Source organism: Haladaptatus rarus (assembly GCF_054177585.1).
Genome location: NZ_JBPEHG010000003.1, coordinates 299,566 through 325,470 on the forward strand (window position 1 = coordinate 299,566; position 25,905 = coordinate 325,470).

Sequence of the window (25,905 nt, forward strand, 5' to 3'; positions counted from 1 at the left end):
GAACGCTGTCGTCTCTACTCTTGGAGACGGGGAAAGGGTGGACGGGATATAGGGGGCGGTCTGTGTCGTCCCGTCCGACCCGACCCGGAGAGTACTATGCACATCGTACGCACGACACAGGAGTTCATCTTTCGTCGACGATACTGGGGTGTCGTCGTGGCCACCTACCTGCTCGCGCTCCTCGCGTGGGTTGCGCTCGTCGACCGCTGGCTTCCGATGGCGGGAACGCACGAGGGGGCGACGGCGGGAACTCACACTGCGATGACGATGTCAGCGCCGGGGGTACCGGAAGCGATGGCGCTGTCGAGCGGTCTGCGTGGGATAGCGCTCTATCTTCTCCTCTGGGGGACGATGATGGTCGCCATGATGTTCCCCTCGTCGGCGCCAGCGTTCCAGGCGTATTATCGCACGATTCGAGACGCGACGACGCCCGTGAAGATAGCGAGGATGACCGTCGTGATGGGGACGTTCGTGCTCGTGTGGGCGCTCACGGGTGTCGTCTCGCTCGCCGTCAATCTCGCGTTCCCCATCGTCTCCCTCGGGACTGCGAGTAGTGTGCTTCTCTTCGGTAGTGCGCTGGTGTTGCTGGCCGCGTACCAGCTCTCGCCGTACAAATGCCGCTATCTGCGACACTGCCGAGCACCGGACAGCGTCGTCGAAGGCGTCCATCCCGGTGTCTCCGGCGCCCTGCGTTCTGGTTGGCGATTCGGCGTTGCCAGTATCGGCTGTTGCTGGGCACTGATGGGTCTCATGGTCGTCGTCGGATCGATGAACATCCTCTGGATGGCTGGCATCACGGTCGTCGTATCCACCGAACTGCTGGCACCGAATGGTGAGCGACTGGCGGAACTTGTCGGAGTAGTCTCCGGAGTCGGTGGGCTAGCAGTGCTGATCATCGGAGCCCTATAATAGATCCGACACTGCACAAATCCCTCACTTGTGGAAGGGGATAGGTGGTGATCGCCGACTTTCGGTTCGATTATCGAATATCGAGTTTCTTTAAAATAGGAGTTAATGATTAACCATGCTTTTTTGATTCTTGCCGGTGAGTATAGTCGATGGTCGCACGACCGTGTGACCGAGAGAGTATCACGATACCATGTCCGTATCTGCCCGACGCGGACGACGACGAGCACACCGATTCGGATCTCGAGGATGACGACCAGTCGCAGCACAGAAATTCAGAGATCGATATCCAGACTGCGATTCAGATACTGACCGACCTCGTAAACGAACTCACGGACACAGAAGAACAGCAGACGTCATCCGGCCAGGACAGTCGACAATCGACGGCGCACGGGAGCGAAACGGATCGATCGGCAAGATTGGACGAGTATCACGTACACACGTATCGCTCCGAGGACGAACTGCGAGTCGTCGCGGACCTCCCTGGAGTCGGTGAAGACGAACTGTTCGTCGGAATCGACCGGGAACTCCCTGCGCTCATCGTCGTCGTGAACGAGACCATCGTCGATCACGTTTCGCTCCCCGAGAACGCTGTCGACATCAGAGAGGCGACGTTGAAAAACGGTGTTCTCTTCGTTCGAATCCGATTACTCGACCACGTGACCGCGGCGTAGCTACTGTGTCGGGTGATTTCGACGCTTGAACACGTATCTTTTACCGCAACCCGCATGGTACCGTCCCTCTCGGAAGTCTTATCCGTCACCCCGCACTTTGTTCAAAAGCAATGGCGAAAGGAAAAGTTGATTTCTTCAACGACACTGGCGGTTACGGTTTCATCTCGACGGACGACGCGGACGACGACGTGTTTTTCCACATGGAAGACGTTGGCGGCGACGATCTCGAAGAGGGGCAGGAAATCGAGTTCGACATCGAGCAGGCACCGAAAGGTCCCCGCGCGACGAACGTTACCCGCCTGTAAGTAGACCGAATCACTTGCTGCTTCGGCAGTAGTGTACCGAATCAATTTTACTTAGAACTACTCGCGAGCGCACAGCTCGTGGCTTCGATCCCGAATCCTCCGCTCACCAGCACGGTCGCTCCCTCTCGAACCACACCAGTTTTCACATTTCCGCGCAAAACTGCCTCCACGAACCACGGGGGTACCCCCGGTGTGACCCATGAGTGACCAACCAGACCCCGAGACGACGACCCCGGACGCAGAGATCGGTCGAGGCCTGTTCGAGGAGAGTATGGGTCCGAGTTCGGCGCTCGCACACCTCTACCGTGGCGAGATCCACCGGATGAAGTTCTGGCGCGAGCGGCTCGACCGGACGAGCAACTGGGCGATCACGCTGATGGCGGCCATCCTGACGTGGGCGTTTTCGAGTCCGAACAATCCACACTACATCGTCCTGCTTGCGATCGTCATGGTGAGCATCTTCCTGCTCATCGAGGCACGGCGCTACCGTACCTACGACATGTGGCGGTCACGGGTACGGATGCTCCAGCAGAACGTGTTCGCGCTGGCGCTGGACGACTCAGAGGGCGTGGTGGACGACGACTGGCGACAGAAGCTGAGCCGGGATTATCGGACGCCGAAGATGAAGGTCTCGCTGGAGGAGGCGATGGCCCACCGCCTGCGTCGGGTGTACTTCTACCTCTTTCTCGTCCTGCTCGCCGCATGGCTGTTCCATCTGACGGCGTACTCCTCCACGGCGAACTGGCCCCAGAACGCGGCTATCGAGTGGGTTCCGGGAACCGTCGTCGTGGCCGCTGTCCTCGCCTTCTACGTCTGCCTCGTCGTCGTCGCGTACCGACCGCGAACGTGGCACATCAACGGCGAGATAATCCCGAACGATTTGACCGGCTGGGATTACTCGGAGGAGTGATCTCCCGTTCCAGCAACTTTCCGTCTCGTAACTCTCTGCTTCTCTTCTCCCCTTTTACTCTGACCCGCTTCGCTTCAATCGTGCGACGAGCGTCTCGATGGTTCCGGAGAGTGCGCCGCTTCCGAAGAGCGCGACGAGGATCGCACCTGCGGCGTCGAAGATGAGATCGACGATGGTGTCCTCGAGACCGTACTGGATGAGCACTGGTTTCATTCCGGCTGCCCGTGCGAACTCGCGGGCGACGAACTCCAGCACTTCCCAGACGACGCCGAACGCGAGCGTGAACAGGAGAACGTAGACGAAGATGAATCGCGGTGGGAAGTAGACCGCGTCTGAGTGCTCGTCGAACGCCCGCGCGGTCGCGTAACCCACACCCGCGACGAGCGTGGCCGAGAGCGTGTGCGTGAGGTGGTCCCACCACCAGACCACGTCGTAGAGACCGAGCATCCCGATCGCGTGGAGGAAGACGGCAGCGGTGATCCACAACGTCAGCGCAGGGCCGAGAGAGATACGATAGTCGCGTCTCAGCACTGCGGGAAGGAAGGTCACCCCGAGCGCGAAGACGCCGTTCACCAGCACGCCGACGTTCCGGCTGGCGACGCCGATAGCGATGACGCACACGATGGCGAGTTGCATCCCTCGGACCAGCATTTGTGGACGGCCGCTCGCAATCTCCATCTCGACTGGATGTAGAACCCGAGAGGAAAAAACGGTGGCTCTGTCTCCGAGTTTCTTCGTCATTTGGTACCGTTGTGCAAGCCCCGACAAGCGTTTATATCGACATCACGTATCGATTGGCACAATGATGGCAACAACGCACGCCCTCGTCGGCGTGCTCCTCGGAAGTGCGGCGCTGTTCGTCGCACCGGAGTTCGCGCCTGTCGCGGTCTCGGCGGGACTCGTCGGCGGCCTGTTCCCGGACTTCGACCTCTATTTCGGCCATCGAAAGACGCTCCACTTCCCCGTCTACTACTCGGTGGCTGCGGTAGCGGTGCTCGCGGTCGCAGCACTCGCGCCGACTGCGTGGACGGTCGCACTCGGGGTCTTTCTCCTCGCTGCGGCGGTTCACTCCGCGTCGGACGCCCTCGGCGGTGGATTGGAGTTGAAGCCGTGGCTCGGTCAGTCCGAGCGGGCGGTGTACGACCACTTCCGGGGACGGTGGATTCGCCCTCGACGGTGGGTTCGGTACGACGGCGCACCGGAGGATTTCGCGCTGGGGGTCTTCCTCGCACTCCCGAGTCTGGCGCTCCACGACGGCACGATACAGACGTTCGTCGTCGCTGCGGTTCTCGTCTCGGGCGTCTACGCCCTGTTCCGCAAACGATTCGTGATCGTGGCGGAGTGGCTCGTCGGTCGGGTTCCCGATCCGATGCTGGCCTACGTTCCCGACCGATTCGTCGCCGATTTCGTCCAGTAAGCGGCGAACGCGCTTCGAAGGGTTTATTCACAGCCTGACCATCAGACTTCAGTAGTAACCATGTCCGACAAACCTGCCTCGATGTACCGGGCAATCAACAAGCCCGCGTACACGCGACGCGAGTACATCACGGGTATTCCCGGTTCGAAGATCGCACAGCACAAGATGGGTAACGTGGACAGCGACGAGGACGATTACCCCGTCCAGATCTCGCTCGTCCTCGAAGAGGAGTGCCAGATCCGCCACGGTGCGCTGGAGGCCTCCCGCCTGTCCGCCAACCGTTTCCTGCTCAAGCAGCTCGGGCAGGAGAACTACAAGATGATCCTGCGTAAGTTCCCCCACCACGTCCTGCGCGAGAACAAGCAGGCGACGGGTGCGGGTGCAGACCGTGTTTCCGACGGGATGCGACAGGCGTTCGGAAAGCCGGTCGGCACCGCAGCACGGATCCAATCCGGCGAGCGACTGTTCACCGCGTGGTGTGAAGTCGACGACGCGGCGACGGTCAAGGACGCCTTCCGCCGTGCGTACAACAAGATCTCCCCGCCGTGCAAGATCGTCGTCGAGCGCGGTGAGGAAAAGCTGGTCGCATAAATCGACTCATCTTTCGGTTCGGCACGCTCGGTAGCCTGCGGTTCGTCACGATCACGTTTCGATGGAAGCCCTTCTTCCGATACGAAATCCTCACCAGTCCAAAGCCGGAGGTCGCGCCAGCGACCCGAGCGTTTTTGTTTTCTCACACGAATCCTCGTCCGATGCTGGATCTCGCGGTCGCGTACCGAGAGGAGACGTTCGAGCGCATGCGAGGCCCCCTCGCCGAGCGGGACATCCGTGTCCATCACGTCCCGAGCGAGGCCCGAACCTTCGACCTTGCCGACCCACCGTGGAACCCCGACGAGTTCGACATGGGATTCGTCTACCCCTCCCGAGCGATGGAGGGTGGCGTCGTGGACGCCCTGCTCTCCGTACCCTGGGTGAACGACCGCGAGGCGGTGCTCACCTCGCGGAACAAGGGTGGTGTCGTCGCCAAACTCGGGCAAGCGGGACTTCCGGTACCGAAGACGGTCGTCGTCTCGAATCCGGTCGAGGACCGCGATCTCCGCGACGTGTTCGCACAGTTCGACCCACCGGTCGTCGTCAAACCTAACTCGACCACGCGCGGGACGGGGATCGCCAAGGTCGGCGACCTCGATTCCTTTCTCGGCGTCGTGGACTACCTGAACCTCGTCCACGACTACCGCGCTACGGGTGACAAATCGTTTCTCGTACAGGAGTTTCTCCCCGGCGCGACCGACTACCGTGCGATGGTCGTGGATGGCGAGTACGTCGGCGCGGTCGAACGACGGCTGCCCGAGGATGCACTCGCGTCCGGTCGGTGGAAACACAACGTCCATCGGGGGGCGACCGCCCGCGGAGTCAGTCTGCCGGACGAACACAGAGAGATCGCGGAGCGAACGGCGAACGTGCTCGATATCTCGTATTGCGGGGTCGATTTGCTCGATACCGGCGACCGCATCGTCGTCGGTGAAACAAACGCTCGGCCGACTATCGACGCGGAGACGAAATACGAAAACGGGTTTTACGACCGTCTCGCAGGGCTGATTCGAGCGACTGGTCGGTAACGGTTGTCCTGACGGTTCGGCGGCGGCAGCTATTCGACGCTGATGTTCGCCGATTCGTCGGTCTTTTCGAGGGTGACTTCGAGGACGCCGTTGTTGTATGTCGCTTTCGCGGACCGTTCATCGACACGTGCCGGAAGCGAGATGCGTTCGTCGTATTCGCGGTGGTCACTGACGGCGCTGATGGTCATCATCTCGCCGTCGCATTTGAGGTTGATGTCTTGTTTTTCGACGCCGGGAAGATCGGCGATGACGCGGACGTACTCGTCATCCTCGTGGATGTCGACGTGCGTGTCGGCCCCGAATCCCGACGCACCGGTATCGACCTGCATATCCACGTTTCCACCCATCATATCGTTCATCATACGTTCGATTTCGCGAAAGAGGTCGTCGAAGGGGTCGTCGCGGTCGTCTCGTCGCATACTCGATAGTAAGCCCCTCCCAAGCAAAAGGTTTTGGACATCCGCCGAATTCGTCGGTTCGGTGGCGACTGAACAGGTGGAGGGTTCGATAGCTGAATTCGTACCCTCCGTGCTCAGTCGGTTCCGCTGTAAGCATTCAAAAACTGCCTTCGATGTTCGATCTCAAAAAAATACCTCGTCGTTCGCTTGGCGTAATTCGTTAGTCTTCGGCTTCGTTCTCCTGCTCGTTGTCGTTCGCTTCCTGCTCTTGCTCGAGTTCGTTCTCAGCTTCCGCTATGCCGACCTGCGCGTTGGAGTTCGACTGCTCGGACTCCTGCTCGGCCTCAGCCTCGCCGTAGACCGCTATCGCACCGAACTGCTGCTGGTTGTTCCAGTTCTCTTGGTAGTTCCACTGCTCCTGCTCGACTTCAGCTTCGGCTTCCTGTTCTGCGTCTTGTTCTTGGTCGATCTCGTTTTCTTGCTCCTGTGCTACGACTGCGCCGCTGAAGCCAGCGGTGACGACCGTTGTGAGAACGGCCATCGCGACCAATACGCGAAGTGCTCTTTTCATGGTTGTATCTCTCCGGGCGGGAGAGACGCTGTGTCGAACGCACACGGCGACGCCGTCTCCGGTGACACCGTGCTGTTCGCCCCACCCGTCTCAGGCCATCGGTGGAGGAGTAAATGAACGGAGGGTATCGTTTGAGTCAGTTTACCTTTTCATGAATGGTGAAGCAGAACGAAACAGCGAGTAACGTAGAACGTGGATGCAGTGGCAATTTATGTTCGGATTAGACGACCAATTACCCTCAATCATCCCCTTTTTCGAACGGTCGAACTGAATGGCAGCAGTCAGTAATCACGGATGTCCTTGTTGATTGTTATCTTACACCTTTCTCAGAAACGTCGAATACTGCATGCATTCGGTACCGATATCGTTGTTACACCACACCGTAGGCGAAGCGAAACGGTACTCTCACGGATGAATCGATTCGGGAACCATGTCACCCCGAGTTAGCCGTTTGCCTTTTTCGAGGCTCGCCGTCACCGTAGAATTTCTCGGAGAACCGTCTGCCGTAATCGACGACTCGACTACTCGTACGTCCCAATGATGCAGACCACCATCGTGTTCGCGGTCGTGCCGTCCATCGAATCTAACCGTATACAACGAGTGTCGGACCCGTCGAGCGATGACCCCTTTTGTGGTAGGTTCGTGGGTGCGCCAACCGAGTCCGAGCGTCCACCGCTTTCGCGCTGTCGAGAATCACACTGTGCGTGACCCCACTTGCACCGCCATCAAGCCCGTTTTTCGTGCCGGATGAGATACGCTGTTCCGACCCCTCGTCATCGTTCCGGCCGAACCGTCTTCGTCTGTCACCCTCGCTTGCCCGTTCTTCTGGCGTCGATTCCCGCTCGAATCTTTGCCGCTGATTTCGACGACTCCACTCACCCGGGCTCTCACCTGTGTTTGCGTGAGTGATTCCCCGGTAGTATGAGGACGATGCGCGCTTGAGACGAGTCTCGTCAGCGAACGACTCGGCTATGACGGCCCGACTGCTTCGAGGTCACAATAACAGATTGATGCGGACGTCAAACAGGCACTGGGATGCGTTTTCAACCCGAACGAAACTAGCGGTCTGTCAGACTGTAATCGCGACAGAACAGTTTCCGTACTCCGTCGTTTGCTGCTCGACCGGTGAAAAACAATGACTCTCTGTATGCGCTACGTGTTTAGAGGAACAGGCTGTCGTATTCGATTTCGCGAAAGAGGTCGTCGAAGGGGTCGTCGCGGTCGTCTCGTCGCATACTCGATAGTAAGCCCCTCCCAAGCAAAAGGTTTTGGACATCCGCCGAATTCGTCGGTTCGGTGGCGACTGAACAGGTGGAGGGTTCGATAGCTGAATTCGTACCCTCCGTGCTCAGTCGGTTCCGCTGTAAGCATTCAAAAACTGCCTTCGATGTTCGATCTCAAAAAAATACCTCGTCGTTCGCTTGGCGTAATTCGTTAGTCTTCGACTTCGTTCTCCTGCTCGTTGTCGTTCGCTTCCTGCTCTTGTTCGAGTTCGTTCTCAGCTTCCGCTTCGCCGTACTGCACGTTGAAGTTCGACTGCTCGGACTCCTGCTCGGCCTCAGCCTCGCCGTAGACCGCTATCGCACCGAACTGCTGCTGGTTGTTCCAGTTCGCCTGGTAGTTCCACTGCTCCTGCTCGACTTCAGCTTCGGCTTCCTGTTCTGCGTCTTGTTCTTGGTCGATCTCGTTTTCTTGGTCCTGTGCTGCGACTGCGCCGCTGAAGCCAGCGGTGACGACCGTTGCGAGAACGGCCATCGCGATCATAACGCGAAGTGCTCTTTTCATGGTTTATTTCTCCGGGCGGGAGAGACACTGCTGGTGCTGGACACATAGCAACGTGTGCTGCTGGACATACAACAGCGTGTGCGTCCTCCTCAACCCAGTTGACTGCATCGAGGGGGGTGTAAATGAACTGGTAGTATCGTTTGAATCCGTTCACTCATTCTGTGAATCGTGTCCTCCAGACCTACTGGAGAGTAACCGAAAATGTGGGTGTAGACCGCCAATTGCGTCCGAACGTGGCGACGCCATTTTCTCCATTACCCTCCTTTTCGACCGGCCTGACTGAGTGCCCGTAGCTAGTAACAGGTGATTTATGTGCTGACTGCTACCACTTAACAAGCTTTAATACGTCGAATACAGATTCGCTCGCCACCGTTATCGTTATCACACGAAGTGAGGGCGACAACCGCAACGATGTATCGGTATTGCTACTCTGTTCGGAGAACGTATCCTCGTTTGAAAACTACTCGTACTGTATTTCGTACTCGGTTGATGGCAAAAGATTGTAACTCACTGCGTACACGTTCCGGTTTAGAGGAACAGGTTGTCGTCTTCGACTTCGTTCTCCTGCTCGTTGTCGTTCGCTTCCTGCTCTTGCTCGAGTTCGTTCTCAGCTTCCGCTTCGCCGTACTGCACGTTGAAGTTCGACTGCTCGGACTCCTGCTCGGCCTCAGCCTCGCCGCCGAACGCAATCGCACCGAACTGCTGCTGGTTGTTCCAGTTCGCCTGGTAGTTCCACTGCTCCTGCTCGACTTCAGCTTCGGCTTCCTGTTCTGCGTCTTGTTCTTGGTCGATCTCGTTTTCTTGGTCCTGTGCTGCGACTGCGCCGCTGAAGCCAGCGGTGACGACCGTTGTGAGAACGGCCATCGCGATCATAACGCGAAGTGCTCTTTTCATTGGTTGTATCTCTCCAGGCAGGAAGCTGCCGGACATACAGCGACGTGTACGTCCGCCCCACCCGGATCAGCACTGTCGGGTGAGGTCTAAATGAATGGTCGGCACCGTTGAGTCCGTTCGCTCGATTTACGAACGATCGAATTTCTCCCTAACCGGTAGTAACGAATGAAATACCCGAAACGCACCGGCCTCTGCAACATGCGACGACGTTGGCGGCCCCATTATCACTTCATTCGGTTATCACCGCTTTCGAACGGTTGAACTGACCGCTATATAGCCGTAATGGAAAATGCGAATGTGGTGTGTCACTATCACTCACTACCGAAACCGACGAATACCGACACCGACTGCGAATCTATCGTTGATACTCGACCAGCTCATGGACGACGTGGAGTTTCCGAACCAGCCTAAAAAAGTGACTCCGAATTAGAAGCCGATGTCGAGCGCGTCGTTGGTCATTTCGATGCTTTCTTTCGCGTCCGCGCTGTTCGTCACTGCGCGAATCGCATCGACGTTTTCCGGTACCACGTCGCTCTCTTGGTGGATGGCTTGGAAGAGATAGAGGTCGTTGCCTTCCATCGAAACCGACTCGCCCCAGAGGCAGTTCTCCCAGACGTCGGCGCGCGGGCGGTCTCTGTCCATGGCGTACTCTTTGAGTTTGCCAGCACCGTCAATGTCCATTCGTTCCGGAATGACGAAGATGCGCGACTGGCGTTCGAGCAGTTCACGAACCTCTTCAGCGTCCGGTTCGGCTTCGAGCGAGACGTTGATGCTGTGCATGTGCATCAACGTCGCCGGAACCTTCAGTCCGAGCGTGTCGATGGCGAGATCCGGGAAGATGGTCTTCACGTCCGGCCCGTGGTGAGAGGGCAGCGTGATCGGGTTCGGCAGGATGTCGTTGATGGGACCGCGACCGGTCTGGGCCGGGTCGCCACCGCGTCGAACGAGGGTCGCACGAACCTTCTCGACGCCGTACTCCTCGCGGAGTGGTGCGACGAGCCGCGAGAGCCCGGTCGTGTTACACGAGACGACGCGGACGTGTTGGGCGCCCACCGCTTCCTCGAAGTTGGCGCGAGCGTTGAAGCTCACGTCGGCCACGTCTGCGGATTCCCCGCCCTGATACAGCGCGGGCGTATCGTACTCGTCGTACAGCGATTTGTTCTCCGCGCCGATTCCGGAGGGGCAGGCGTCGACGACGACGTCCGCCTGTTCGACCATCTCCTCTACCATCCCGGCGAGTTCGATTCCCGCGTCGCCGAACTGCTCCGCTCGCTCCTCGATGGCGGCGTAGAGCGGATAGCCGTTCTCGATGGCTCCCTCGGCCTCGAAGTTGGGCCGGGTCTTCGCGACACCGACGACCTCCATGTCCGGTTGCGCGCGGACAGCGTCAGCGACTCGCTTCCCGATAGTCCCGTACCCGTTGATGCCGACCTGTAGCATGTACGTCTGGCGCTCCGACGCCCGCGACTAAAACGGTTTCGAGCCACAACGATGGAAAACAACTCGACCGTGAGTAAGTCAAGAAAGGGAACACCTAACCACGCCGACTACGACCCACCACCTATGAGTTTGGACGACGCGGCGCGAACCGCCGTCGAGCAGTGTATGGGGCTTCGACCCGACGAGAGCTGCGCGGTCATCACCGACGACAAACGCCGGAAAATCGGGGAAGCGCTGTACGACGCCGCCCACGAGATAACGGACGACGTCGTCGTCGCGCGCTATCCGGTCGGCAGCCAACACGGTGAGGAACCGCCTGCTCCCGTCGCTGCCGCGATGGCCGGGGCCGACGTAGTGCTCGCCCCGACGACCAAGAGTCTAAGCCACACCCGCGCACGCGGAAAGGCGAACGAAGCGGGCACGCGAGCCGCGACCCTTCCCGGAATCACGGAGGAAGTGATGGTCACCGGTCTCGACGCCGATTACGAGACCATCGACCGGCACTGCCAGGATGTCCTCGCGCAGGTCGAAGGCGCAGCCGAGATCCGCGTCACGACCGAGAAAGGCACCGACATCACCTTCGAACCCGGCGACCGCAAGTGGTTCGACGACACCGGCCTCTGCCACGAACCGGGTGACTTCACCAATCTCCCCGCAGGAGAGGTGTTCGTCAGCCCCGAGAACGTGAACGGTCGCTACGTCGTGGACGGAACGATGCGACCCCACGGCCTGCTCGAAGACGGCCAGACTCTCGAATTCGAGGTCGAAGACGGCTACGTCACGGAGATCAGCGACGACGATATCCGTGACCAGGTTGAGACCGCGGCAGAAGAAGTCGGCCACGACGCCTACAACCTCGCCGAACTCGGCATCGGCACGAACGTCGCCGTCGCCGAACTCGTCGGCTCCGTCCTGTTGGACGAGAAGGCAGGCGGCACCGTCCACATCGCCATCGGCGACGACGCGGGAATCGGCGGCGACACCGACGCGCCGCTCCACCTCGACGGCATCATCCGCGAACCCACCGTCTATGCAGACGGGGAAGTCGTAGACCTCCCGATGGTGGAGCGGTGAACCCGCGGAACAGTGAAGAAATCGAACTGCCACAGCCCTAATCACGGTATCAATCCCCTCAATGCCGACCATCCACGGAACCGACGTTCACGGCGTCGACGTTGACCACGAAACGCGCTGTTCGCACTACGACACCGAACGCGACGTGATCGCTATCCGGTTTCCGTGTTGCGACGAATTCTATCCCTGCTACCGGTGTCACGATGCCGTCGCCGACCATCCTCGCGAAGTGTGGCCCGAACCGAAACGGGATGCGGAGGCGGTGCTGTGCGGTGCCTGCGGTGCCAAACTGACGATCGCCGAATATCTCTCTTGCGGCTCGCGGTGTCCCGAATGCGACGTGGAGTTCAATCCGGGCTGTGCGAACCACTACCACCTGTACTTCGAGGGCTGACTCGCACTCCGCGCACTTTTACGCCCCGAGTCCATACCACGATGATATGAGCGATACTGCGGAGCGCGTGGCAGTCGTCTGCCCGTCGTGTTCCCCCGAGTTCGAGACCGTCCACGAGGTGCTGAAACCGGGTGGACAGGCGACGGTACGCTGTACCGAGTGCGGTCACGTCCACAAGACGAAGATCGAAGAAGAACAGACCGAAGAGATAGACGTCATCGTCTCGCAGGAAGGCGAGTCGTTCACCGCGACGGCGGACGTACCGATCGAGGAAACGCTGGCGGTCGGTGAGGAGTTCGTCCTCGAAACCGAGGAGGCCATCTTCGTCGTCCGGATCACGAGCCTCGAACAGGACGCGAATCGTCGCGTGGAGGAATCTGCCGCCGAGGACGTCGAAACCATCTGGACACGGGCCGTGGACAACGTCTCGGTCAACGTCACCATCCACCCGAAAGACGGGCGCAGGGACGACTCGCGCGGTATCAAGGTGAACATTCCGGGCGACTACGAGTTCGTCGTCGGCGAGACCGAAGAACTCGCCGACGAGGAGTTCACCATCGACGGCATCCTCGTCACCGACGACGCGACCGGTTACAACTTCGACCGACTCGACCACGACGGCGACTCCGTCGTTGCAAAGGACGTGAAACGCATCTACGCCGACGACGAAAGTTCGACCGCCTGGTCGGCCTGGTAGCATGTTTGGCCGCGGTAACGGTGGTTTCGAGGACGAACGAGGAGCCCTCGTCCAGCAGCTTGCCGACCGCGACCGGATCCAGAGCGAGGCGACGCTAAACGCACTCCGGGCCGTCCCGAGACACGAGTTCGTCCCCGAAAACCGGCGAGGAGAAGCGTACACCGACCAACCGCTCCCCATCGGCGAAGGGCAGACCATCAGCGCGCCACATATGGTCGCCATCATGACCGACCTCCTCGCCCTCTCGCCCGGTGACCAAGTGCTCGAAATCGGAACGGGGTGTGGGTACCACGCTGCCGTGACTGCGGAAGTCGTCGGAAGCGAGAACGTCTACAGCGTCGAATACCACGAATCGCTAGCCGAGGAGACTCGAACCCGATTCGACGACCTCGGCTACGACGAGATCTCGATCCGCGTCGGTGACGGCCACGCTGGCTGGCCGAAACACGCATTCTACGACGCTGCTTACCTGACCTGTGCTGCGTCCGACTTCCCGCCCAAAGTCGTCGAACAGATACGCCCCGGTGGTTACTTGCTGGCACCACTCGGAACCCGGACGCAACGACTCGTTCTCGCCACGAAGCGCGAGGATGGCTCGCTCGAACGCGAACAGCACGGCGGAGTTCGGTTCGTCCCGATGCAAGGAGAGTAGCTTTTTTCGGCTCGCACCCGAGCGGTCGGTATGGACTATCGTGAACTCTGTCTGTTATGGGCCGCCCGCGAGACGGGAATCGTCGACGCCGTCATGTTCGATGCCGGAACGCCAGCAGAAGTCGCCGCTGAGACCGGCGTCACCAGGCGTGCCGCACGAATCACGCTCGAAGCGATGGTCGAGATGGGCTTTCTCGAACAGGTCGGCGACGAGTACGAAGCGACGAACCGGGCGCTGGGACTGTTCGCCAAGACGGACGTGCGCTCGATCGGAAGCGTGCCCCACCAACTCGACTGCCTCGACCGATGGCTGGCGCTCCCCGAGACCATGCGAACCGGTTCACCCCCCGAAACGCCCGACGAGTGGACCACGAACTTCGTGGGTGCGATGGCGACCGTAGACGAGACGGCGGTTCGGGCCTGTGTCACCGAAGCAGTCCACGAGCACCCAGACGCGGAGCGAGTTCTTGATGTCGGCGGTGGTCCTGGCGTCTTCGCCAAGGAATTCGTCCGCCGCGGTTTCGAGGTGACGCTCGTCGACAAACCGGAAGTCATCGACATCGACCGGCGCTTCCTCGAACGCGAACCCATCGAACTCGTCGTCGGGGACATCACCGACGACCTGCCGACGGGGTTCGACCTCGTCTTCTGCTCTCGGGTCGCCCATGCACTCGGCCCCGACGAGAATCGGAACCTCCTTCGAAACGCCTTCGATGCACTCGACCCTGGCGGTGTCGCGGTTTTCACCGATCTCGTGCGTGGGCACGCGGACGGCGCAGCACGCATGGGGGCGCACATGCTCGCACAGACCGAGAACGGCGATACGTACACTGCCGAGCAGTTTTCGGAGTGGTTCGAGGACGCCGGATTCGAGGTGTTCGAAATCCGTGATATCCCGGGAACGGAACAGCAGGCGATCGTCGGACGCAGGCCGCACGATTGAAGAACGTTCGAACCTAACGCGAGTTTATGGAATCGGCGGTGTTGCGTGACGACATGGTGGCCAGTCTCGAACACGAGACCAAAGGGGTCGTTCGAAGCGACCACGTCGGTCTCGCGCTTCGGACGGTGCCGCGCCAGGAGTTCGTCCCGGTCGATGCCGACCAGGGGGCGTACACGGATCAGTCGTTCGACCACCGTGGAACTCGGATACTGTCCCCGAGTACCGTTGCTCGATTACTGGAGGCACTCGACGTAGACGAGGACGACTCCGTTCTCGTCGTCGGGGCGGGCGTGGGCTACACCGCAGCGGTGCTGGCGGAGATCGTCGGCGACTGCAACGTCCACGCCGTCGATATCACGCGCACCATGGTCTACGAAGCCCGACAGAACCTCGACTCGGCAGGCTACGGCGGCGTGTTCGTCGACTGCCGCGATGGGGCTGACGGTCTCCCTGAATACGCGCCGTTCGACCGCATCCTCGTCGAGGCCGCGGCTATCGAACCGCCACGTGCACTCGTCGAACAGCTCGCTTCGGAGGGACGGTTGGTCGTTCCGCTCGGCGGCGGCACCCAGCGGTTGACTGCCATCGAACGGTCGACGACGGGGGGTGCCGAAACCGTCCAGCAGTTCGGAAATGTCGCACTCGCACCGCTCCTCGTGGACGGTGAACAGTCCGACACGCTCGAACGGAATCGCACTGCTCGGGAAGACCGCGAGCTCGCGGAACGCCACGAACAGACGCGGCGTGGATGGGAACACGAGTGGATCGACTGGGACGGGTACGTCTAGGGCGGATACTATCTTTCTGCGAGGAGAGAATCCCGCCGTTTACGGTGGGAGTGAATCCGATAACTCCCACACAAATCACCGTCGATAGCAGGAAGGATATTCAACGTGAACCATACTGTCAAGTAATTTATCTAGATAGGCTATGTATGGCGATTGTGGTCACCCGCACCTACGTTGGTTCCATCAAGAACCATCGACAGGTCTGCGATGGCCTCGATTCGCTCGGAGATTCAGCCTCGAAAATCTGGAACGTCGCACGATGGACAGCAGGCCGCATATGGGACATAACCGGCGAAATCCCAAATGAAGGCTCACTCAAATCGTATATGAAGACCCGCGAGTGCTGGAAAGATTTGAACGCGCAATCCAGTCAGAAAGTCATTGAAGAACTTTCCGACGCTTTCCAGTCATGGTTCGGCCTGCGACAGAAAGACGAGACGGCGAATCCTCCCGGCTACCGCAAATACGGCGATACGCGCCCTCGCAGTACAGTTACGTTCAAAGCAGACGGCTTCAAACACGACCCTGAGAACAACCGAGTCAGACTCTCGAAAGGTTCGAATCTGAAAGAGTATTGGTCGGACTTCATCCTCTGCGAGTACGAAACCCGCCCCGACGTTGACCTCACCGAGGTCAACAAGGTACAGAACGTTCGCGCCGTCTGGAATGGTGACGAGTGGGAACTGCACTTCGTCTGCAAAGTCGAACTTGAAACCAACAACTCAGCAGACGACGGAGTAGCAGGTATCGACCTCGGTATCACGAACATCGCCACGGTCGCGTTCCCTGACGAATACGTCCTGTACCCCGGCAACTCCCTCAAACAGGACAAGCACTACTTCAAGCGTGCCGAGTACGAGACAGAGGATGAGAATGGGCCGTCAGAGCAGTCGATGTGGGCACGGCAGAAACTCACAGAGCGTGAAACGCACTTTTATCATGTCCTCACAGACACCATCATCACCGAGTGTGTCGAACGCGGTGTTGGTACGCTCGCGGTGAGTTGGCCTGAAGACGTTCGTGAGTCCGATTGGGGTGCAACTGGGAACAAGAAGCTGCACACGTGGGCGTTCGACCGTATCTACCAGTACCTCGAATACAAAGGCGAAGAACGGAGCATTGAGGTGTTGAAAGAGAACGAGTGGGATACGTCGAAGACCTGCTCACGATGCGGTGACGATACGAAATCGAATCGTGTTGAGCGTGGCCTGTACGTCTGTTCGTCGTGTGAGTTGGTCGCCAACGCAGATTGTAACGGGGCAGAGAATATGCGGCAAAAGATAACTCTGAGTCCTCATGGTGAGGATAGGAGTAACGGCTGTGTGGCACAGCCCTCGACATACTTGTTCGACCGCGAGAGCGGGATGTTTTCCACGAGAGAACTGGTCGTGTCGTAGACCGGCAAATATCCCACCTGCGGGACGGGAAGCCCCGGCGTGAACGCCGGGGAGGATGTCACGGAAAGTCGTACACGCTCGGCGTGCTGGTCGAAGAACTCGCCGACATGAAGGGAGTCACCCCGGTCGTCGCCGACCCGATGGGTGCATTCACCACGTTTGCCGAGGTGTCTGGCTTCGAAGTCGTCGATACGCCTCGCGTGTCCGCGAACTCGCTCACACCGCGTGCGTGGTGTAACCTCCTTGGACTCGACCACGAGAGTCCGACCGGATCGGTGGTCTGGTGGGCCGCGCTCGAATCTGAAACGCTCGCGGCGATGGACGAGTACGTCTCGAACGCGGACGTGACGCAGGCAACCCGGCGGTCGGCGGAGAATCATCTCGCACTGGCCGGCTCGTGGGACGTGTTCTCGCCCGATGGACTCACTGCGGCAGACTGTGCAGAATCCGAATCCGGAATCGTGCTCGACTGCTCCGGGTTCGATGCTGCACCGATGAACGCGGTGGTGCGAGCGATGGCGGACGACCTCTATCGTGCTCGAATCACCGGCTCGGTGGAGACGCTTCCGTGGCTGGTCGTGGACGAAGCGCACGCTTTCTTCGACGGCATCGCAGCCCCAGCACTCCGAACCATCGTGACGCGGGGACGGCGTCCCGGCGTCAGTTTGGTCGCAGCGACACAGCGTCCTGCCGCACTCCCCGACGTCGCGATATCGCAATCGGACGTGCTGGTCGCCCATCGATTAACGTCGCGCTCCGACCGCGATGCATTGGCCCGTGCGCGGCCTACGTACATGACGGGGTCGTTCGCCGACCGGATGCCGGAGACGCCCGGTGCGGCAGTCGTGGTGGACGACGCAACCGAGAGCGTTCACGCCGTTCAGATTCGAGAGCGACGAGTCGCACACGGCGGCGAGAGTCCGAGCGCGAGCGAACTCCGAAAGGGATAGGTTTCGGTGCTGACTGCACTCGAACACGAGCGATGGGTCTCCCGACCGCGTCGGGAACCACCCACTGGGCTGAGAGGCGCTCCGAAGAAACGATGTCGGTACAGGATACGCACGCACTCAAGCAGTTCGAACCGATCCTCCTCATCGCCGTTGGAGGGTTCGCAGGCGCGGCACTTCGCCACGTGACGAGCGCCGCCCTTCCCGGTAGCTTTCCATGGGGGACGCTGGCGGTCAACGTCGCCGGAAGTTTCGCGCTCGGCGTCCTCCTCTACGAGGCGCATCTGGCGGACTTGCTCGCACCCGAAACCCGGCTGGTCGTCGGAACCGGCTTCCTCTCGTCGTTCACGACCTACAGCACCTTCGCGGTTCAAACCGCGAGTCTCTCGCCGACGTTCGCCGCCGTGAACGTCGTTGCGAACTACGCACTGGGCATCCTCGCCGTCCTGCTCGGTCGCCGGGTGGTGGGAGGTGTCGTCTCGTGAACCCGGTTTTCCTCGTCGGTATCGGCGGGATGCTCGGCGCGCTGAGTCGGTACTTCGTGGGACGATCGCTTCCGAGCCAGCGCCGAGCCACGCTGGTAGTGAACGTCCTCGGGAGTTTTGCACTCGGTGCGTTGACCGCAAGTCTGACGGACGACCCTGCGATGTTGGTGCTGTTCGGGACTGGGTTCTGTGGCGCGTTCACCACCTTCTCCAGTTTCGCGTTCGAGACGGTTCGGCTGTACGAACGGGGGAAACGCCGTCGGGCGGTCAGCAACGCCACGATGCATCTGGTGGGTGCGCTGGTGGCCGTCGCACTCGGGAGTGCGATGACGACTGCTCTCCTGGGTTGACGGATTACGACGCACTTTTCCACGCGGCTCGCTCCGAGACCCTCACCCACGCGACGATGACTGCGGGCGTCACGAACAACGCGGCGAGGTACGAGTAGAAGATACTCAGAGCGATCACGAGACCGAACTGGCCGATCACCGGCGTGATCGCGAGGACGAGTATCCCGGTTCCCGCTATCGTCGTGAGCATGCTGCCGGTCAGTGCACCTCCGGTTCCACGCACGGTTCGCGTGAGTGCGTCGATCACGTCGGGAGACCCCTCACCCCCCTGTTCGCCATCCTCTTTCCCCTCGTACTCGTCACTGAATCGCTGGACGACGTGAGCAGAGTAGTCGATTCCCAGCCCGAGCGCGATGGCGAGAACGGTCGCGGTGAGTGCGTTGAACGGGATTCCGAGCAATCGCATCGTCCCGGCCAGTAGCGCGACCGAGACGACGATGGGGACGAGATTGATGATTCCGAACACGGCCCGCCCGACGAGAACGCGATAGATGAAGGTGAGAAAGACCGCGGTGGCGAACAGTGCCACGACGAGACTTCGAACCGCCGACGTGAAGATGAGTGATGCGATGGATTGGAAGACGACGATCTGGCCGGTCGCGGTGGCGTCAAATCGGTAGCGGTCTGCGAGCACGCGCGCATCGCGTGTGATGGCTTCCTGAGACGCACTGCCTTTCATCGAGTAGACGAGCTGTGTGCTTCGTCGGTCTTCGGCGAGATACTGCAACGCCCGTTCGCGGACTGGCGAGGAGAGCAACCGGTCGTAGATCACGTCGAGATCGTCGTCGGGGACGCCATCGTCGTCGATGTCGTTTCGCTGGACGAGTTGGCGAAACTCCTCGGACTGGGCGCTGTAATCTCGAATGACGCTGATGATACTCTCCGCATCCGCCTGTCGCTGGGTGACGAGGAACGATTCCGGGGGGTTTCGATTGGCCTGCTGTATCGATTCGAGTGCGAAATCCTCCCGGAGCGGCCCCTCGACGAAGATGGTCACCGTGTCGTCCTCTGCAGTGGCGAAGTTCTCGTCGAGAAAGTTGATGCTCTCCGTGACGGTGTACGTCTCGGGTGCGAAGGGTTCCGGAAGCGATTCGAGATACGCTGGCGTCTCTTCAGGTGGCAGGAAATCCTCGTTCGAGAACGACGTGTCGATGCCCGTCGCGTAGGTTCCGGACGCGACCGTCAACAGGAGCGCGACGACGAGAACCGTTGTCGCGCTCCTGCGGGCGAGTCCGACGCTGATCTGTAATGCTCGCCCCAGAAACGACCCTTCTTCGCCGAGCGGACGACGACCGAACGTAGGGAGTTCGAGTCGAACCCGCAGGCGGTCTGCCGTGACCTTCGCGGTCGGAAGAAAGATGCCGAAGATGAGGAAGGTGAAGACGATGCCGATCGCGGCGATGATTCCGAACTCCTGGATCGGTTGCAGGCGGCTCGTTGCGTTCGACGAGAAGCCCAGCACCGTCGTTCCGGTGACGATGAAGAACGCGACGAGTAGTTGGTCGGTCGCCCGCCGCATCGAACGTCCGACCACGTCCTCGACCATCCGTTCTTCGCGGTAGCGGTTTATCACGTGGATTCCGTAATCGATACCCACCGCGAGCAACAGCGGCGGTACGGCGACGAGCAGCTGTGTGAAAGGGATGCCAACGAGACCGGTGAATCCCAGAGTCCAGACGATTGCCATCACCAGCGAGGCGACCCCGAGCATGAGGTCGATGGGGTCACGGTAGGCGAACAGTAGGAAGACGAAGATCAGTATCGCGGCGGCGGGGATGACGATGATGAGCGAATCGAAGGTGACGTTCGATAGCTCCTCCGAGATGATTCCGCTCCCGAAGACGACGATGTCGCTATCGACGGTTGCGACGATCGCTTGCGACCGACTCTGAATCTCGGCGATGGGGTCTTCGCCGCTCGCTTCCGCACCCGCTTGCTGGGAGACGCCGCGAGGAATCCCATGCTCGACGATGCCGATGGTCGCCGACGCGGAGGCCGCACGGCGATTGAAGTCGTCGCTCAGGAGTCTTCCGAACGCGGGATTCCTGGCTGCTCGCCGAACTGCAGTATCTACTTCTGTCGGCGTCGCTCGCTCTACGGTTCGAATCTGTGCTTCGAGTGTCGTCGCGTTCGGGTCGAGCGTCTGTGCGACGATGCTCGCCGCACTCGCCGTCGATTCGACGCGCAATCCTTCTCTTCGCTCGAGGCGATATTGCGCTTCCAACATCGCCAACAGTTCGGGTTTCGAGAGGACGTTTCGACCGGACTGGATGAGCTGCGTACTCCCGTTTTCCGCAGCGAACGCTGGCGAAAACTCTCTATCGACGGCGTCGAACGCCTCCTGAGCCGGAGTATCTTCGGTGAACTGACTCGTTCCGGCCTCGGTCGAGATGCGGGCCCAGCCGACGCCGAATCCGGCGGTCAGGACGAGGAATGCGAGTAAGACCACCCGCGACCGCTCGACGATCCAGTCGTCGATCGTTTCGATGATGGCTCGATACGTGGCCACTCATCGCCACCTCCGGATCGCGCCGATTCCGGCGATACCGAGCAAGACGCCGATAGCGATGACGAGCGGAAGTCTGAGACCGAAACCGGTCGAAAACGGAAACAAGCCGTCTCCTTCCGGTTCTGTGACTCGAATCGGTATCTCGTAGGTGTCCGAGAGCGTCGTCTCGCCATCGGGTTTTTCGTACTGGAAATCGAGCGACATCGGGTACGTTCCGGCCAGCGTTCCGCTTTCCGCGCCGACCGTGAACCGAATCGTGGCCGACTCGTTCGGCGCGAGTTGGGTGATGAACGCATCGTTGTCGTCGATGGTCAGGGGGCTATCGACGAACGCCCGCGCGTCGATGTTCCGGAGCGTCCTGTCGTCGTTGTTCGTGATCTGGAGGACAATGGTTCCGCTCGAACCGGCGTCGACCGATGCTTCCTGCGGGGTGACGACGAATTCGTCTCGCCGGGGTGAGACGAGCACTCGGGCCTTCAGCGGTTTGCTCTGCCGAGGGTCGTCGTCTTGATTTTGGTATCTGACGCGGAACGAGAGCTGTCGCGGCCCGCGGTCTGCGCTGTCGCTCACGTCGATTCGATACCGAAAGGACTCGGACTCACCCGAATTGAGGGTGCCCAGTGCGTATTCTGTTTCCCGTGGAAAGACGTTCTCTCGCTGAGACTGGAGAACGAGAACCGCGTTCGCCGCCGCTTGTGGTCCCTCGTTCGTCACTGTACCAGTAACCACGCCCTCGTCGCCGACGCGAAGCGTGCTGTTCACGTCGGTGAGCGAAAACTCCTGCTCCGGCGCGGGGATAACGCCGATGACCTCCGACATGGTTTGGTTTCGCCTTCCGTCTTCCCGATACGACACCGAGATGCTGAACGGATAACTGCCGCCGACGGTGTCGTTGCTCGCTGTCACTTGATATTCGACGGTCACGTCCTCGTCGGTCGCCCATTCGCTGACGAACTGACTGGCGTTCCGTGACCTCCCGAGTCGGAGTTGGTCGTTCCGTGATTGCAGGGTGATGATGGCGTCGCTCACGTCGCGTCCCGTGTTTTCGAGCGTCAGAGAGATGGTTCCCGTATCGCCCGACTGTACGTTCGAGGAGATATCTGTCACCTCGAATCGTTCCAACCGAATCTGTTCGGCGGGCCGAACAGTGAAGATGTACGGCCCGGCCTGTCTCCGAGAACCGTTCGCTGTCGTGTACGAAATGACCGCCTGAAACGGGTAGTTTCGAATCTCCGCGAACTCCTCTGCCAGAAGCCTGTACGTGACGGTTCGCTGTTCGTCCGTCGACCAGCTGCCAACCGACTTGCTGGCGTTCTGTGATCGACCGAACCGGACGCTTTCGTTCGGTGATTGTACCAGTATGCTCGCGTTAGAGACGTCTACTCCGGTGTTCTCGAACGTCAGTGAGAGATTACCTGTTCCATCGACCGGTACGTTCGAGGAGACCGAAACGAGTTCGAAGTCGCCGGTCGTTCGGTTGGTGGTCGTAGTCGTCCCTTCTGCAGTGGTCGTCGTTCGTTCTGTCGTCGTGGTCGTCTGTTCGACGAGCGAACCGTTCTCCGCGACGACGTGGCTGCCGCCCTGCGAAACCAACAGGAGTGCGACGATGATGGAAACGAGTCCCTCCCGATTCATGCGTCGAGTCCCGTGCGAGTCTCTCCACTGTCCCCGATCGGCGTCATTTCTCTCCCCCCTGTCTTGTCACGTGGCGGTGATTCGTATAGGTTTGCCCCTCGCTTTGGCCACCGTTCCCACGAATCGCTATCGTTCCAGCTATTCAGAAAAACGTCCAGGGCGGGATTCGACAGTTCCTGCTCACTACGTTGCGCGGATACGCCGCTGGTCGGCTTCAATTCCATTTTGTATCGTTTTCTGCTTCCGGCGTTCGCTCGACGCAAACGCTTCGCTCGCGAGTTGGAAGCAGAAAAACGCCCGAGGCGGGATTTGAACCCGCGTCACGACCGTGACAGGGTCGTATGATGGGCCACTACACCACCCGGGCCTGAGAACGCAGCTACACCTACTCCGTGCCCTTATTAAGGGGTGTCGATTTCGTCATCCCTTGGGAGAGAATGGCAGGGGGAAGACACTTCCACGCATTTCGATTTCCAGCGGTCATCCAAACGTCCTCGAAATCCGGTATTCGCTAGCCCAGTTGATCTTCGATATCGGTGCTTTCGGATGGGGGTCGTCCACTCGCAGCCGCATCTCGCCGTTTCCGGTGTCTTCGATGGGTATCCAGTAGACTTCGTCCGTTCTCCGTGAGTACACCGCATATACGTCGATATCGTCCGCAGTGTAGTCCGAATCGAAGCGCCCTCCGAATTTACGGTGGAGGTGTAGAGATTGAAGCGAATCGCGCCGTTCACCCAGCTTCCGGTTTTACACTGCACCCGATAGAGACATCGACCATCATCGACGACGAGATCGTATCTATCGCTGTCTCCGAACGGAACCGAAACCGACAACCCCAGTTCCATGAGTCTGCTCAGAATCGCTGCTTCCGTTTCGTCACCTTTTCTTGACGTGTTCATCGCTGAGGGTACAACTATCTGTGATTCGTCTTCCTGTTTGAACATACGTCTCGCTCGTGAGTCGAGTTCGTCAAAAGCGCCCGAGGCGGGATTTGAACCCGCGTCACGACCGTGACAGGGTCGTATGATGGGCCACTACACCACCCGGGCTTCGAGACGCATTCACTCCTTTCTGGCTTGTAGGCTTAAGGCTTTCCAAACGGAAGCAGTATGCGGATTCGTACCGAGTGACTACTGCACACCCAGCCAGCCCAAATCATTTATACCAGAACGAAGTACGTACTGGTGATAGAGAACTGCCCGCACACTGGTGCGGGGTACGATAGCCGGGCGTGTGCGCTCTAGTTAGCAAGCCTTAAATGAGTGCCGCCAGTAATACCCTGTAGTATCTCGTGATAGCCATTTCTCCCGCTGGCCAGAAAATCGCGCACACATGGTAGACGTAAGCAAACACAAACTGGTTCCGGAGCACTCCGTCGTCGATGAGGGCGAACTGGACGAAGTGCTTGAGGAATACGACATCAAGAGTACCGACTTACCAAAGATAAAGCGGGCCGACCCCGCGTTGCCGGACGATGCAGAGATCGGCGACGTGGTCAAGATCGTCCGCGACTCACGAACGACTGATCGAGCAGTCGTTTACCGACTTGTGGTGGAATAATGCAACGGGAAGACCGACGCGCACTATCGAAAGAGTATTTTTCGAAAGAACGACTCGCAGAGCATCACTACCGCTCGTTCAACTCCTTCCTGAATCGCGGCATGCAGGAAGTGGTGACCGAGAAGGAGACCATCGACACCGACATCGGAGACAAAGAGGGCGAAGAACCGGTGTACGTCGAGCTGGGTGACATTCGAGTTGTCACTCCGCGCGTACGTGAGGCGGACGGGAGCGAAGAGCTCCTCTACCCGCAGGAGGCTCGCCTCCGTAACATCACCTACGCCGCGCCCGTGTTTATGGAGATGACCATCGTGAAGGGCGAAGGCGACGACAAACGGGTCGTCGACACGACCGAGACGAAGGTCGGTCGGATGCCGATCATGGTCGGCTCCGAGAAGTGTAACATCTCGAACTTCGAGAAAGAGGATCTGGTCGAGATCGGTGAAGACCCTGCCGACCCCGGTGGCTACTTCATCGTCAACGGTTCGGAGCGCGTGCTGATGACCTCCGAAGACCTCGCACCGAACAAGATCCTCGCCGAGTACGACACGAAGTACGGCGACGAGATCCAGGTCGCGAAGACGTTCAGCCAGCGCCGAGGCTACCGTGCCCTGGTGCTCGTCGAACGGACGCGAGACGGCCTCCTCGAAGTGTCGTTCCCCTCGGTTTCGGGGAGCGTGAACTTCGTCACGCTCGTTCGCGCACTGGGCCTGGAATCCGACGAGGAGATCGTTCACCGCGTCTCCGACGACCCGGAGATCGTGAAGTTCATGCTCGAAAACCTGGAGGCTGCCGAGGTGCAGACCCAGGAAGAGGCGATCGAAGCACTCGGGAAACGGGTCGCCTCCGGACAGGGCAAGAACTACCAGCTGAAACGCGCCAACTACGTCATCGACCGATATCTCCTGCCGCACCTCCACGAGGAGGGTGTCGAGGAGGAGGAAGTTCGCATCAACAAAGCGTACTACCTCGCCCGGATGGCCGAGGCGTGTTTCGAACTCGCACTGGGTCGCCGCGAGGCGGACGACAAAGACCACTACGCCAACAAGCGCCTGAAGGTGTCGGGCAACTTGATGAAAGACCTGTTCCGCACGGCGCTGAACAAGCTGGCACGCGACGTGAAATACCAGCTCGAACGGGCGAACATGCGTAACCGGCAGCTGTCGGTGAACACCGTGGTTCGCTCCGACGTGCTCACGGAGCGCCTCGAACACCCGATCGCGACCGGGAACTGGGTCGGTGGACGCTCCGGCGTCTCACAGCTGGTCGACCGAACGGACTTCATGGGTGTCCTGTCACACCTTCGCCGTCTGCGAAGTCCGCTCTCGCGGAGTCAGCCGCACTTCGAAGCACGTGACCTGCACGCGACCCAGTGGGGTCGCATCTGCCCCTCGGAGACTCCGGAAGGGCCGAACTGTGGGCTGGTGAAGAACTTCGCGCAGGCGATGGAACTCAGCCAGAACATCGAGGACGAACAGGAGCTCAAACAGGAACTGGCGTCGATGGGGGTCGAGGGCATCCCCGGAATCGAGAGCATCGAAGGGAGCGCAGACTAA

Annotated in this window: 27 protein-coding genes, 2 tRNA genes and 1 pseudogene; 19 read left to right on the forward strand and 11 right to left on the reverse strand. The window is 59.8% G+C overall.

Annotated features, from left to right (window positions below; all coding sequences use genetic code 11):
- The first annotated feature begins 96 nt into the window (after window positions 1–96).
- From ACR3FE_RS10475 to ACR3FE_RS10490, 4 genes are all read left to right on the forward strand, one after another.
- The gene (locus tag ACR3FE_RS10475) at window positions 97–909 is read left to right on the forward strand and encodes a DUF2182 domain-containing protein (protein WP_458207053.1); all 813 of its coding nucleotides are present in this window, start codon (window positions 97–99) and stop codon (window positions 907–909) included.
- Between the two features lie 149 nt (window positions 910–1,058).
- A complete protein-coding gene (gene gvpH / locus ACR3FE_RS10480; RefSeq protein ID WP_458207054.1) occupies window positions 1,059–1,580 on the forward strand; it encodes a gas vesicle protein GvpH in 522 nt (173 codons plus the stop codon).
- Window positions 1,581–1,690: 110 nt separating this feature from the next.
- Window positions 1,691–1,885, forward strand: coding sequence for a cold-shock protein (locus ACR3FE_RS10485; RefSeq protein WP_227375513.1), 195 nt, complete (start codon window positions 1,691–1,693; stop codon window positions 1,883–1,885).
- A gap of 199 nt (window positions 1,886–2,084) precedes the next feature.
- Window positions 2,085–2,795: a DUF2270 domain-containing protein gene (locus tag ACR3FE_RS10490; protein WP_458207055.1), complete on the forward strand. Its 711-nt coding sequence runs from the start codon at window positions 2,085–2,087 to the stop codon at window positions 2,793–2,795.
- Between the two features lie 54 nt (window positions 2,796–2,849).
- Here ACR3FE_RS10490 and ACR3FE_RS10495 read toward each other — a convergent pair whose 3' ends face one another.
- Window positions 2,850–3,473 carry a DUF2238 domain-containing protein gene (locus ACR3FE_RS10495; RefSeq protein WP_458207056.1) on the reverse strand — a complete coding sequence of 208 codons (624 nt, stop codon included), beginning with the start codon at window positions 3,471–3,473 and terminating at the stop codon, window positions 2,850–2,852.
- A gap of 124 nt (window positions 3,474–3,597) precedes the next feature.
- On the opposite strand from ACR3FE_RS10495, the gene ACR3FE_RS10500 reads away from it, so the two are divergent.
- The 3 genes from ACR3FE_RS10500 to ACR3FE_RS10510 all read left to right on the forward strand — a co-directional run bounded on the left by ACR3FE_RS10500 (window position 3,598) and on the right by ACR3FE_RS10510 (window position 5,831).
- The gene (locus tag ACR3FE_RS10500; RefSeq protein WP_458207057.1) at window positions 3,598–4,212 is read left to right on the forward strand and encodes a metal-dependent hydrolase; all 615 of its coding nucleotides are present in this window, start codon (window positions 3,598–3,600) and stop codon (window positions 4,210–4,212) included.
- Between the two features lie 60 nt (window positions 4,213–4,272).
- Window positions 4,273–4,803 carry a 50S ribosomal protein L16 gene (locus ACR3FE_RS10505; RefSeq protein WP_458207058.1) on the forward strand — a complete coding sequence of 177 codons (531 nt, stop codon included), beginning with the start codon at window positions 4,273–4,275 and terminating at the stop codon, window positions 4,801–4,803.
- A 161-nt stretch (window positions 4,804–4,964) separates the two neighbouring features.
- Complete coding sequence (locus ACR3FE_RS10510; RefSeq protein WP_458207059.1) at window positions 4,965–5,831, forward strand: ATP-grasp domain-containing protein; 867 nt, start codon at window positions 4,965–4,967, stop codon at window positions 5,829–5,831.
- A 29-nt stretch (window positions 5,832–5,860) separates the two neighbouring features.
- Here the strand turns inward: ACR3FE_RS10510 and ACR3FE_RS10515 are convergent, their stop codons facing one another.
- The 5 genes from ACR3FE_RS10515 to ACR3FE_RS10535 form a co-directional block, all read right to left on the reverse strand.
- Entirely contained in the window at window positions 5,861–6,250 is a 390-nt protein-coding gene (locus ACR3FE_RS10515; RefSeq protein ID WP_458207060.1) for an Hsp20/alpha crystallin family protein, read from the reverse strand.
- A gap of 199 nt (window positions 6,251–6,449) precedes the next feature.
- Window positions 6,450–6,770 carry a toxin transporter gene (locus ACR3FE_RS10520; protein WP_458207061.1) on the reverse strand — a complete coding sequence of 107 codons (321 nt, stop codon included), beginning with the start codon at window positions 6,768–6,770 and terminating at the stop codon, window positions 6,450–6,452.
- 1,464 nt (window positions 6,771–8,234) lie between these two features.
- The gene (locus tag ACR3FE_RS10525; RefSeq protein ID WP_458207062.1) at window positions 8,235–8,555 is read right to left on the reverse strand and encodes a toxin transporter; all 321 of its coding nucleotides are present in this window, start codon (window positions 8,553–8,555) and stop codon (window positions 8,235–8,237) included.
- A 558-nt stretch (window positions 8,556–9,113) separates the two neighbouring features.
- Window positions 9,114–9,449, reverse strand: a complete 336-nt coding sequence (locus tag ACR3FE_RS10530; RefSeq protein ID WP_458207063.1) for a toxin transporter — start codon at window positions 9,447–9,449, stop codon at window positions 9,114–9,116.
- A 456-nt stretch (window positions 9,450–9,905) separates the two neighbouring features.
- On the reverse strand, window positions 9,906–10,919 hold the full coding sequence (locus tag ACR3FE_RS10535; RefSeq protein ID WP_458207064.1) for a type II glyceraldehyde-3-phosphate dehydrogenase: 1,014 nt from the start codon (window positions 10,917–10,919) through the stop codon (window positions 9,906–9,908).
- A 123-nt stretch (window positions 10,920–11,042) separates the two neighbouring features.
- Here ACR3FE_RS10535 and ACR3FE_RS10540 point away from each other — a divergent pair, with 123 nt between their 5' ends.
- The 10 genes from ACR3FE_RS10540 to crcB (ACR3FE_RS10585) all read left to right on the forward strand — a co-directional run bounded on the left by ACR3FE_RS10540 (window position 11,043) and on the right by crcB (ACR3FE_RS10585) (window position 18,645).
- Window positions 11,043–11,993, forward strand: coding sequence for an aminopeptidase (locus ACR3FE_RS10540; RefSeq protein ID WP_458207065.1), 951 nt, complete (start codon window positions 11,043–11,045; stop codon window positions 11,991–11,993).
- Window positions 11,994–12,054: 61 nt separating this feature from the next.
- Window positions 12,055–12,387, forward strand: a complete 333-nt coding sequence (locus tag ACR3FE_RS10545) for a CHY zinc finger protein (RefSeq protein WP_458207066.1) — start codon at window positions 12,055–12,057, stop codon at window positions 12,385–12,387.
- 46 nt (window positions 12,388–12,433) lie between these two features.
- On the forward strand, window positions 12,434–13,084 hold the full coding sequence (locus ACR3FE_RS10550; protein WP_458207067.1) for an HVO_0476 family zinc finger protein: 651 nt from the start codon (window positions 12,434–12,436) through the stop codon (window positions 13,082–13,084).
- Window position 13,085: 1 nt separating this feature from the next.
- On the forward strand, window positions 13,086–13,736 hold the full coding sequence (locus ACR3FE_RS10555; protein WP_458207068.1) for a protein-L-isoaspartate(D-aspartate) O-methyltransferase: 651 nt from the start codon (window positions 13,086–13,088) through the stop codon (window positions 13,734–13,736).
- Between the two features lie 30 nt (window positions 13,737–13,766).
- Window positions 13,767–14,678 carry a class I SAM-dependent methyltransferase gene (locus ACR3FE_RS10560; RefSeq protein WP_458207069.1) on the forward strand — a complete coding sequence of 304 codons (912 nt, stop codon included), beginning with the start codon at window positions 13,767–13,769 and terminating at the stop codon, window positions 14,676–14,678.
- 26 nt (window positions 14,679–14,704) lie between these two features.
- The gene (locus tag ACR3FE_RS10565; RefSeq protein ID WP_458207070.1) at window positions 14,705–15,466 is read left to right on the forward strand and encodes a protein-L-isoaspartate O-methyltransferase family protein; all 762 of its coding nucleotides are present in this window, start codon (window positions 14,705–14,707) and stop codon (window positions 15,464–15,466) included.
- A 146-nt stretch (window positions 15,467–15,612) separates the two neighbouring features.
- Window positions 15,613–16,863: an RNA-guided endonuclease InsQ/TnpB family protein gene (locus ACR3FE_RS10570; RefSeq protein WP_458207071.1), complete on the forward strand. Its 1,251-nt coding sequence runs from the start codon at window positions 15,613–15,615 to the stop codon at window positions 16,861–16,863.
- Between the two features lie 17 nt (window positions 16,864–16,880).
- Window positions 16,881–17,813 carry an ATP-binding protein gene (locus tag ACR3FE_RS10575; protein WP_458207195.1) on the forward strand — a complete coding sequence of 311 codons (933 nt, stop codon included), beginning with the start codon at window positions 16,881–16,883 and terminating at the stop codon, window positions 17,811–17,813.
- A 92-nt stretch (window positions 17,814–17,905) separates the two neighbouring features.
- Window positions 17,906–18,295, forward strand: coding sequence for a fluoride efflux transporter CrcB (gene crcB, locus ACR3FE_RS10580; RefSeq protein ID WP_458207197.1), 390 nt, complete (start codon window positions 17,906–17,908; stop codon window positions 18,293–18,295).
- Window positions 18,292–18,645 carry a fluoride efflux transporter CrcB gene (gene crcB, locus ACR3FE_RS10585; protein ID WP_458207072.1) on the forward strand — a complete coding sequence of 118 codons (354 nt, stop codon included), beginning with the start codon at window positions 18,292–18,294 and terminating at the stop codon, window positions 18,643–18,645. The genes crcB (ACR3FE_RS10580) and crcB (ACR3FE_RS10585) overlap by 4 nt, the downstream gene beginning before the upstream one ends.
- 4 nt (window positions 18,646–18,649) lie before the next feature.
- Here crcB (ACR3FE_RS10585) and ACR3FE_RS10590 read toward each other — a convergent pair whose 3' ends face one another.
- From ACR3FE_RS10590 to ACR3FE_RS10610, 5 genes and pseudogenes are all read right to left on the reverse strand, one after another.
- A complete protein-coding gene (locus ACR3FE_RS10590; protein ID WP_458207073.1) occupies window positions 18,650–21,154 on the reverse strand; it encodes an efflux RND transporter permease subunit in 2,505 nt (834 codons plus the stop codon).
- Window positions 21,155–22,789 (reverse strand): COG1361 S-layer family protein, encoded by a 1,635-nt coding sequence (locus ACR3FE_RS10595; protein WP_458207074.1) that lies wholly within the window; start codon window positions 22,787–22,789, stop codon window positions 21,155–21,157.
- 294 nt (window positions 22,790–23,083) lie between these two features.
- Window positions 23,084–23,156, reverse strand: a tRNA-Asp gene (locus tag ACR3FE_RS10600).
- 113 nt (window positions 23,157–23,269) lie between these two features.
- Window positions 23,270–23,733, reverse strand: a pseudogene (locus tag ACR3FE_RS10605) (group I intron-associated PD-(D/E)XK endonuclease).
- A gap of 32 nt (window positions 23,734–23,765) precedes the next feature.
- Window positions 23,766–23,838 (reverse strand) — tRNA-Asp (locus ACR3FE_RS10610).
- A gap of 283 nt (window positions 23,839–24,121) precedes the next feature.
- Here ACR3FE_RS10610 and ACR3FE_RS10615 point away from each other — a divergent pair.
- Window positions 24,122–24,349 carry a DNA-directed RNA polymerase subunit H gene (locus ACR3FE_RS10615; RefSeq protein ID WP_458207075.1) on the forward strand — a complete coding sequence of 76 codons (228 nt, stop codon included), beginning with the start codon at window positions 24,122–24,124 and terminating at the stop codon, window positions 24,347–24,349.
- Window positions 24,349–25,905: a DNA-directed RNA polymerase subunit B'' gene (locus ACR3FE_RS10620; protein ID WP_458207076.1), complete on the forward strand. Its 1,557-nt coding sequence runs from the start codon at window positions 24,349–24,351 to the stop codon at window positions 25,903–25,905. Before ACR3FE_RS10615 ends, ACR3FE_RS10620 begins: the two co-directional genes overlap by 1 nt.

What these genes read in the sequence shown, in the direction of transcription:
- ACR3FE_RS10540 (WP_458207065.1), top strand. Translation starts at nt 11,043, where the DNA reads ATGAGTTTGGACGACGCGGCGCGAACCGCCGTCGAGCAGTGTATGGGG.
- ACR3FE_RS10560 (WP_458207069.1), top strand. Translation starts at nt 13,767, where the DNA reads ATGGACTATCGTGAACTCTGTCTGTTATGGGCCGCCCGCGAGACGGGA.
- ACR3FE_RS10620 (WP_458207076.1), top strand. Translation starts at nt 24,349, where the DNA reads ATGCAACGGGAAGACCGACGCGCACTATCGAAAGAGTATTTTTCGAAA.
- ACR3FE_RS10570 (WP_458207071.1), top strand. Translation starts at nt 15,613, where the DNA reads ATGGCGATTGTGGTCACCCGCACCTACGTTGGTTCCATCAAGAACCAT.
- ACR3FE_RS10530 (WP_458207063.1), bottom strand. Translation starts at nt 9,449, where the DNA reads ATGGCCGTTCTCACAACGGTCGTCACCGCTGGCTTCAGCGGCGCAGTC.
- ACR3FE_RS10615 (WP_458207075.1), top strand. Translation starts at nt 24,122, where the DNA reads ATGGTAGACGTAAGCAAACACAAACTGGTTCCGGAGCACTCCGTCGTC.
- ACR3FE_RS10495 (WP_458207056.1), bottom strand. Translation starts at nt 3,473, where the DNA reads ATGGAGATTGCGAGCGGCCGTCCACAAATGCTGGTCCGAGGGATGCAA.
- ACR3FE_RS10510 (WP_458207059.1), top strand. Translation starts at nt 4,965, where the DNA reads ATGCTGGATCTCGCGGTCGCGTACCGAGAGGAGACGTTCGAGCGCATG.
- ACR3FE_RS10485 (WP_227375513.1), top strand. Translation starts at nt 1,691, where the DNA reads ATGGCGAAAGGAAAAGTTGATTTCTTCAACGACACTGGCGGTTACGGT.
- ACR3FE_RS10475 (WP_458207053.1), top strand. Translation starts at nt 97, where the DNA reads ATGCACATCGTACGCACGACACAGGAGTTCATCTTTCGTCGACGATAC.
- ACR3FE_RS10525 (WP_458207062.1), bottom strand. Translation starts at nt 8,555, where the DNA reads ATGGCCGTTCTCGCAACGGTCGTCACCGCTGGCTTCAGCGGCGCAGTC.
- ACR3FE_RS10515 (WP_458207060.1), bottom strand. Translation starts at nt 6,250, where the DNA reads ATGCGACGAGACGACCGCGACGACCCCTTCGACGACCTCTTTCGCGAA.
- gvpH (WP_458207054.1), top strand. Translation starts at nt 1,059, where the DNA reads ATGGTCGCACGACCGTGTGACCGAGAGAGTATCACGATACCATGTCCG.
- ACR3FE_RS10490 (WP_458207055.1), top strand. Translation starts at nt 2,085, where the DNA reads ATGAGTGACCAACCAGACCCCGAGACGACGACCCCGGACGCAGAGATC.
- ACR3FE_RS10545 (WP_458207066.1), top strand. Translation starts at nt 12,055, where the DNA reads ATGCCGACCATCCACGGAACCGACGTTCACGGCGTCGACGTTGACCAC.
- ACR3FE_RS10505 (WP_458207058.1), top strand. Translation starts at nt 4,273, where the DNA reads ATGTCCGACAAACCTGCCTCGATGTACCGGGCAATCAACAAGCCCGCG.
- ACR3FE_RS10555 (WP_458207068.1), top strand. Translation starts at nt 13,086, where the DNA reads ATGTTTGGCCGCGGTAACGGTGGTTTCGAGGACGAACGAGGAGCCCTC.
- ACR3FE_RS10520 (WP_458207061.1), bottom strand. Translation starts at nt 6,770, where the DNA reads ATGGCCGTTCTCACAACGGTCGTCACCGCTGGCTTCAGCGGCGCAGTC.
- ACR3FE_RS10535 (WP_458207064.1), bottom strand. Translation starts at nt 10,919, where the DNA reads ATGCTACAGGTCGGCATCAACGGGTACGGGACTATCGGGAAGCGAGTC.
- ACR3FE_RS10500 (WP_458207057.1), top strand. Translation starts at nt 3,598, where the DNA reads ATGATGGCAACAACGCACGCCCTCGTCGGCGTGCTCCTCGGAAGTGCG.
- crcB (WP_458207197.1), top strand. Translation starts at nt 17,906, where the DNA reads ATGTCGGTACAGGATACGCACGCACTCAAGCAGTTCGAACCGATCCTC.
- ACR3FE_RS10565 (WP_458207070.1), top strand. Translation starts at nt 14,705, where the DNA reads ATGGAATCGGCGGTGTTGCGTGACGACATGGTGGCCAGTCTCGAACAC.
- ACR3FE_RS10550 (WP_458207067.1), top strand. Translation starts at nt 12,434, where the DNA reads ATGAGCGATACTGCGGAGCGCGTGGCAGTCGTCTGCCCGTCGTGTTCC.
- ACR3FE_RS10595 (WP_458207074.1), bottom strand. Translation starts at nt 22,789, where the DNA reads ATGAATCGGGAGGGACTCGTTTCCATCATCGTCGCACTCCTGTTGGTT.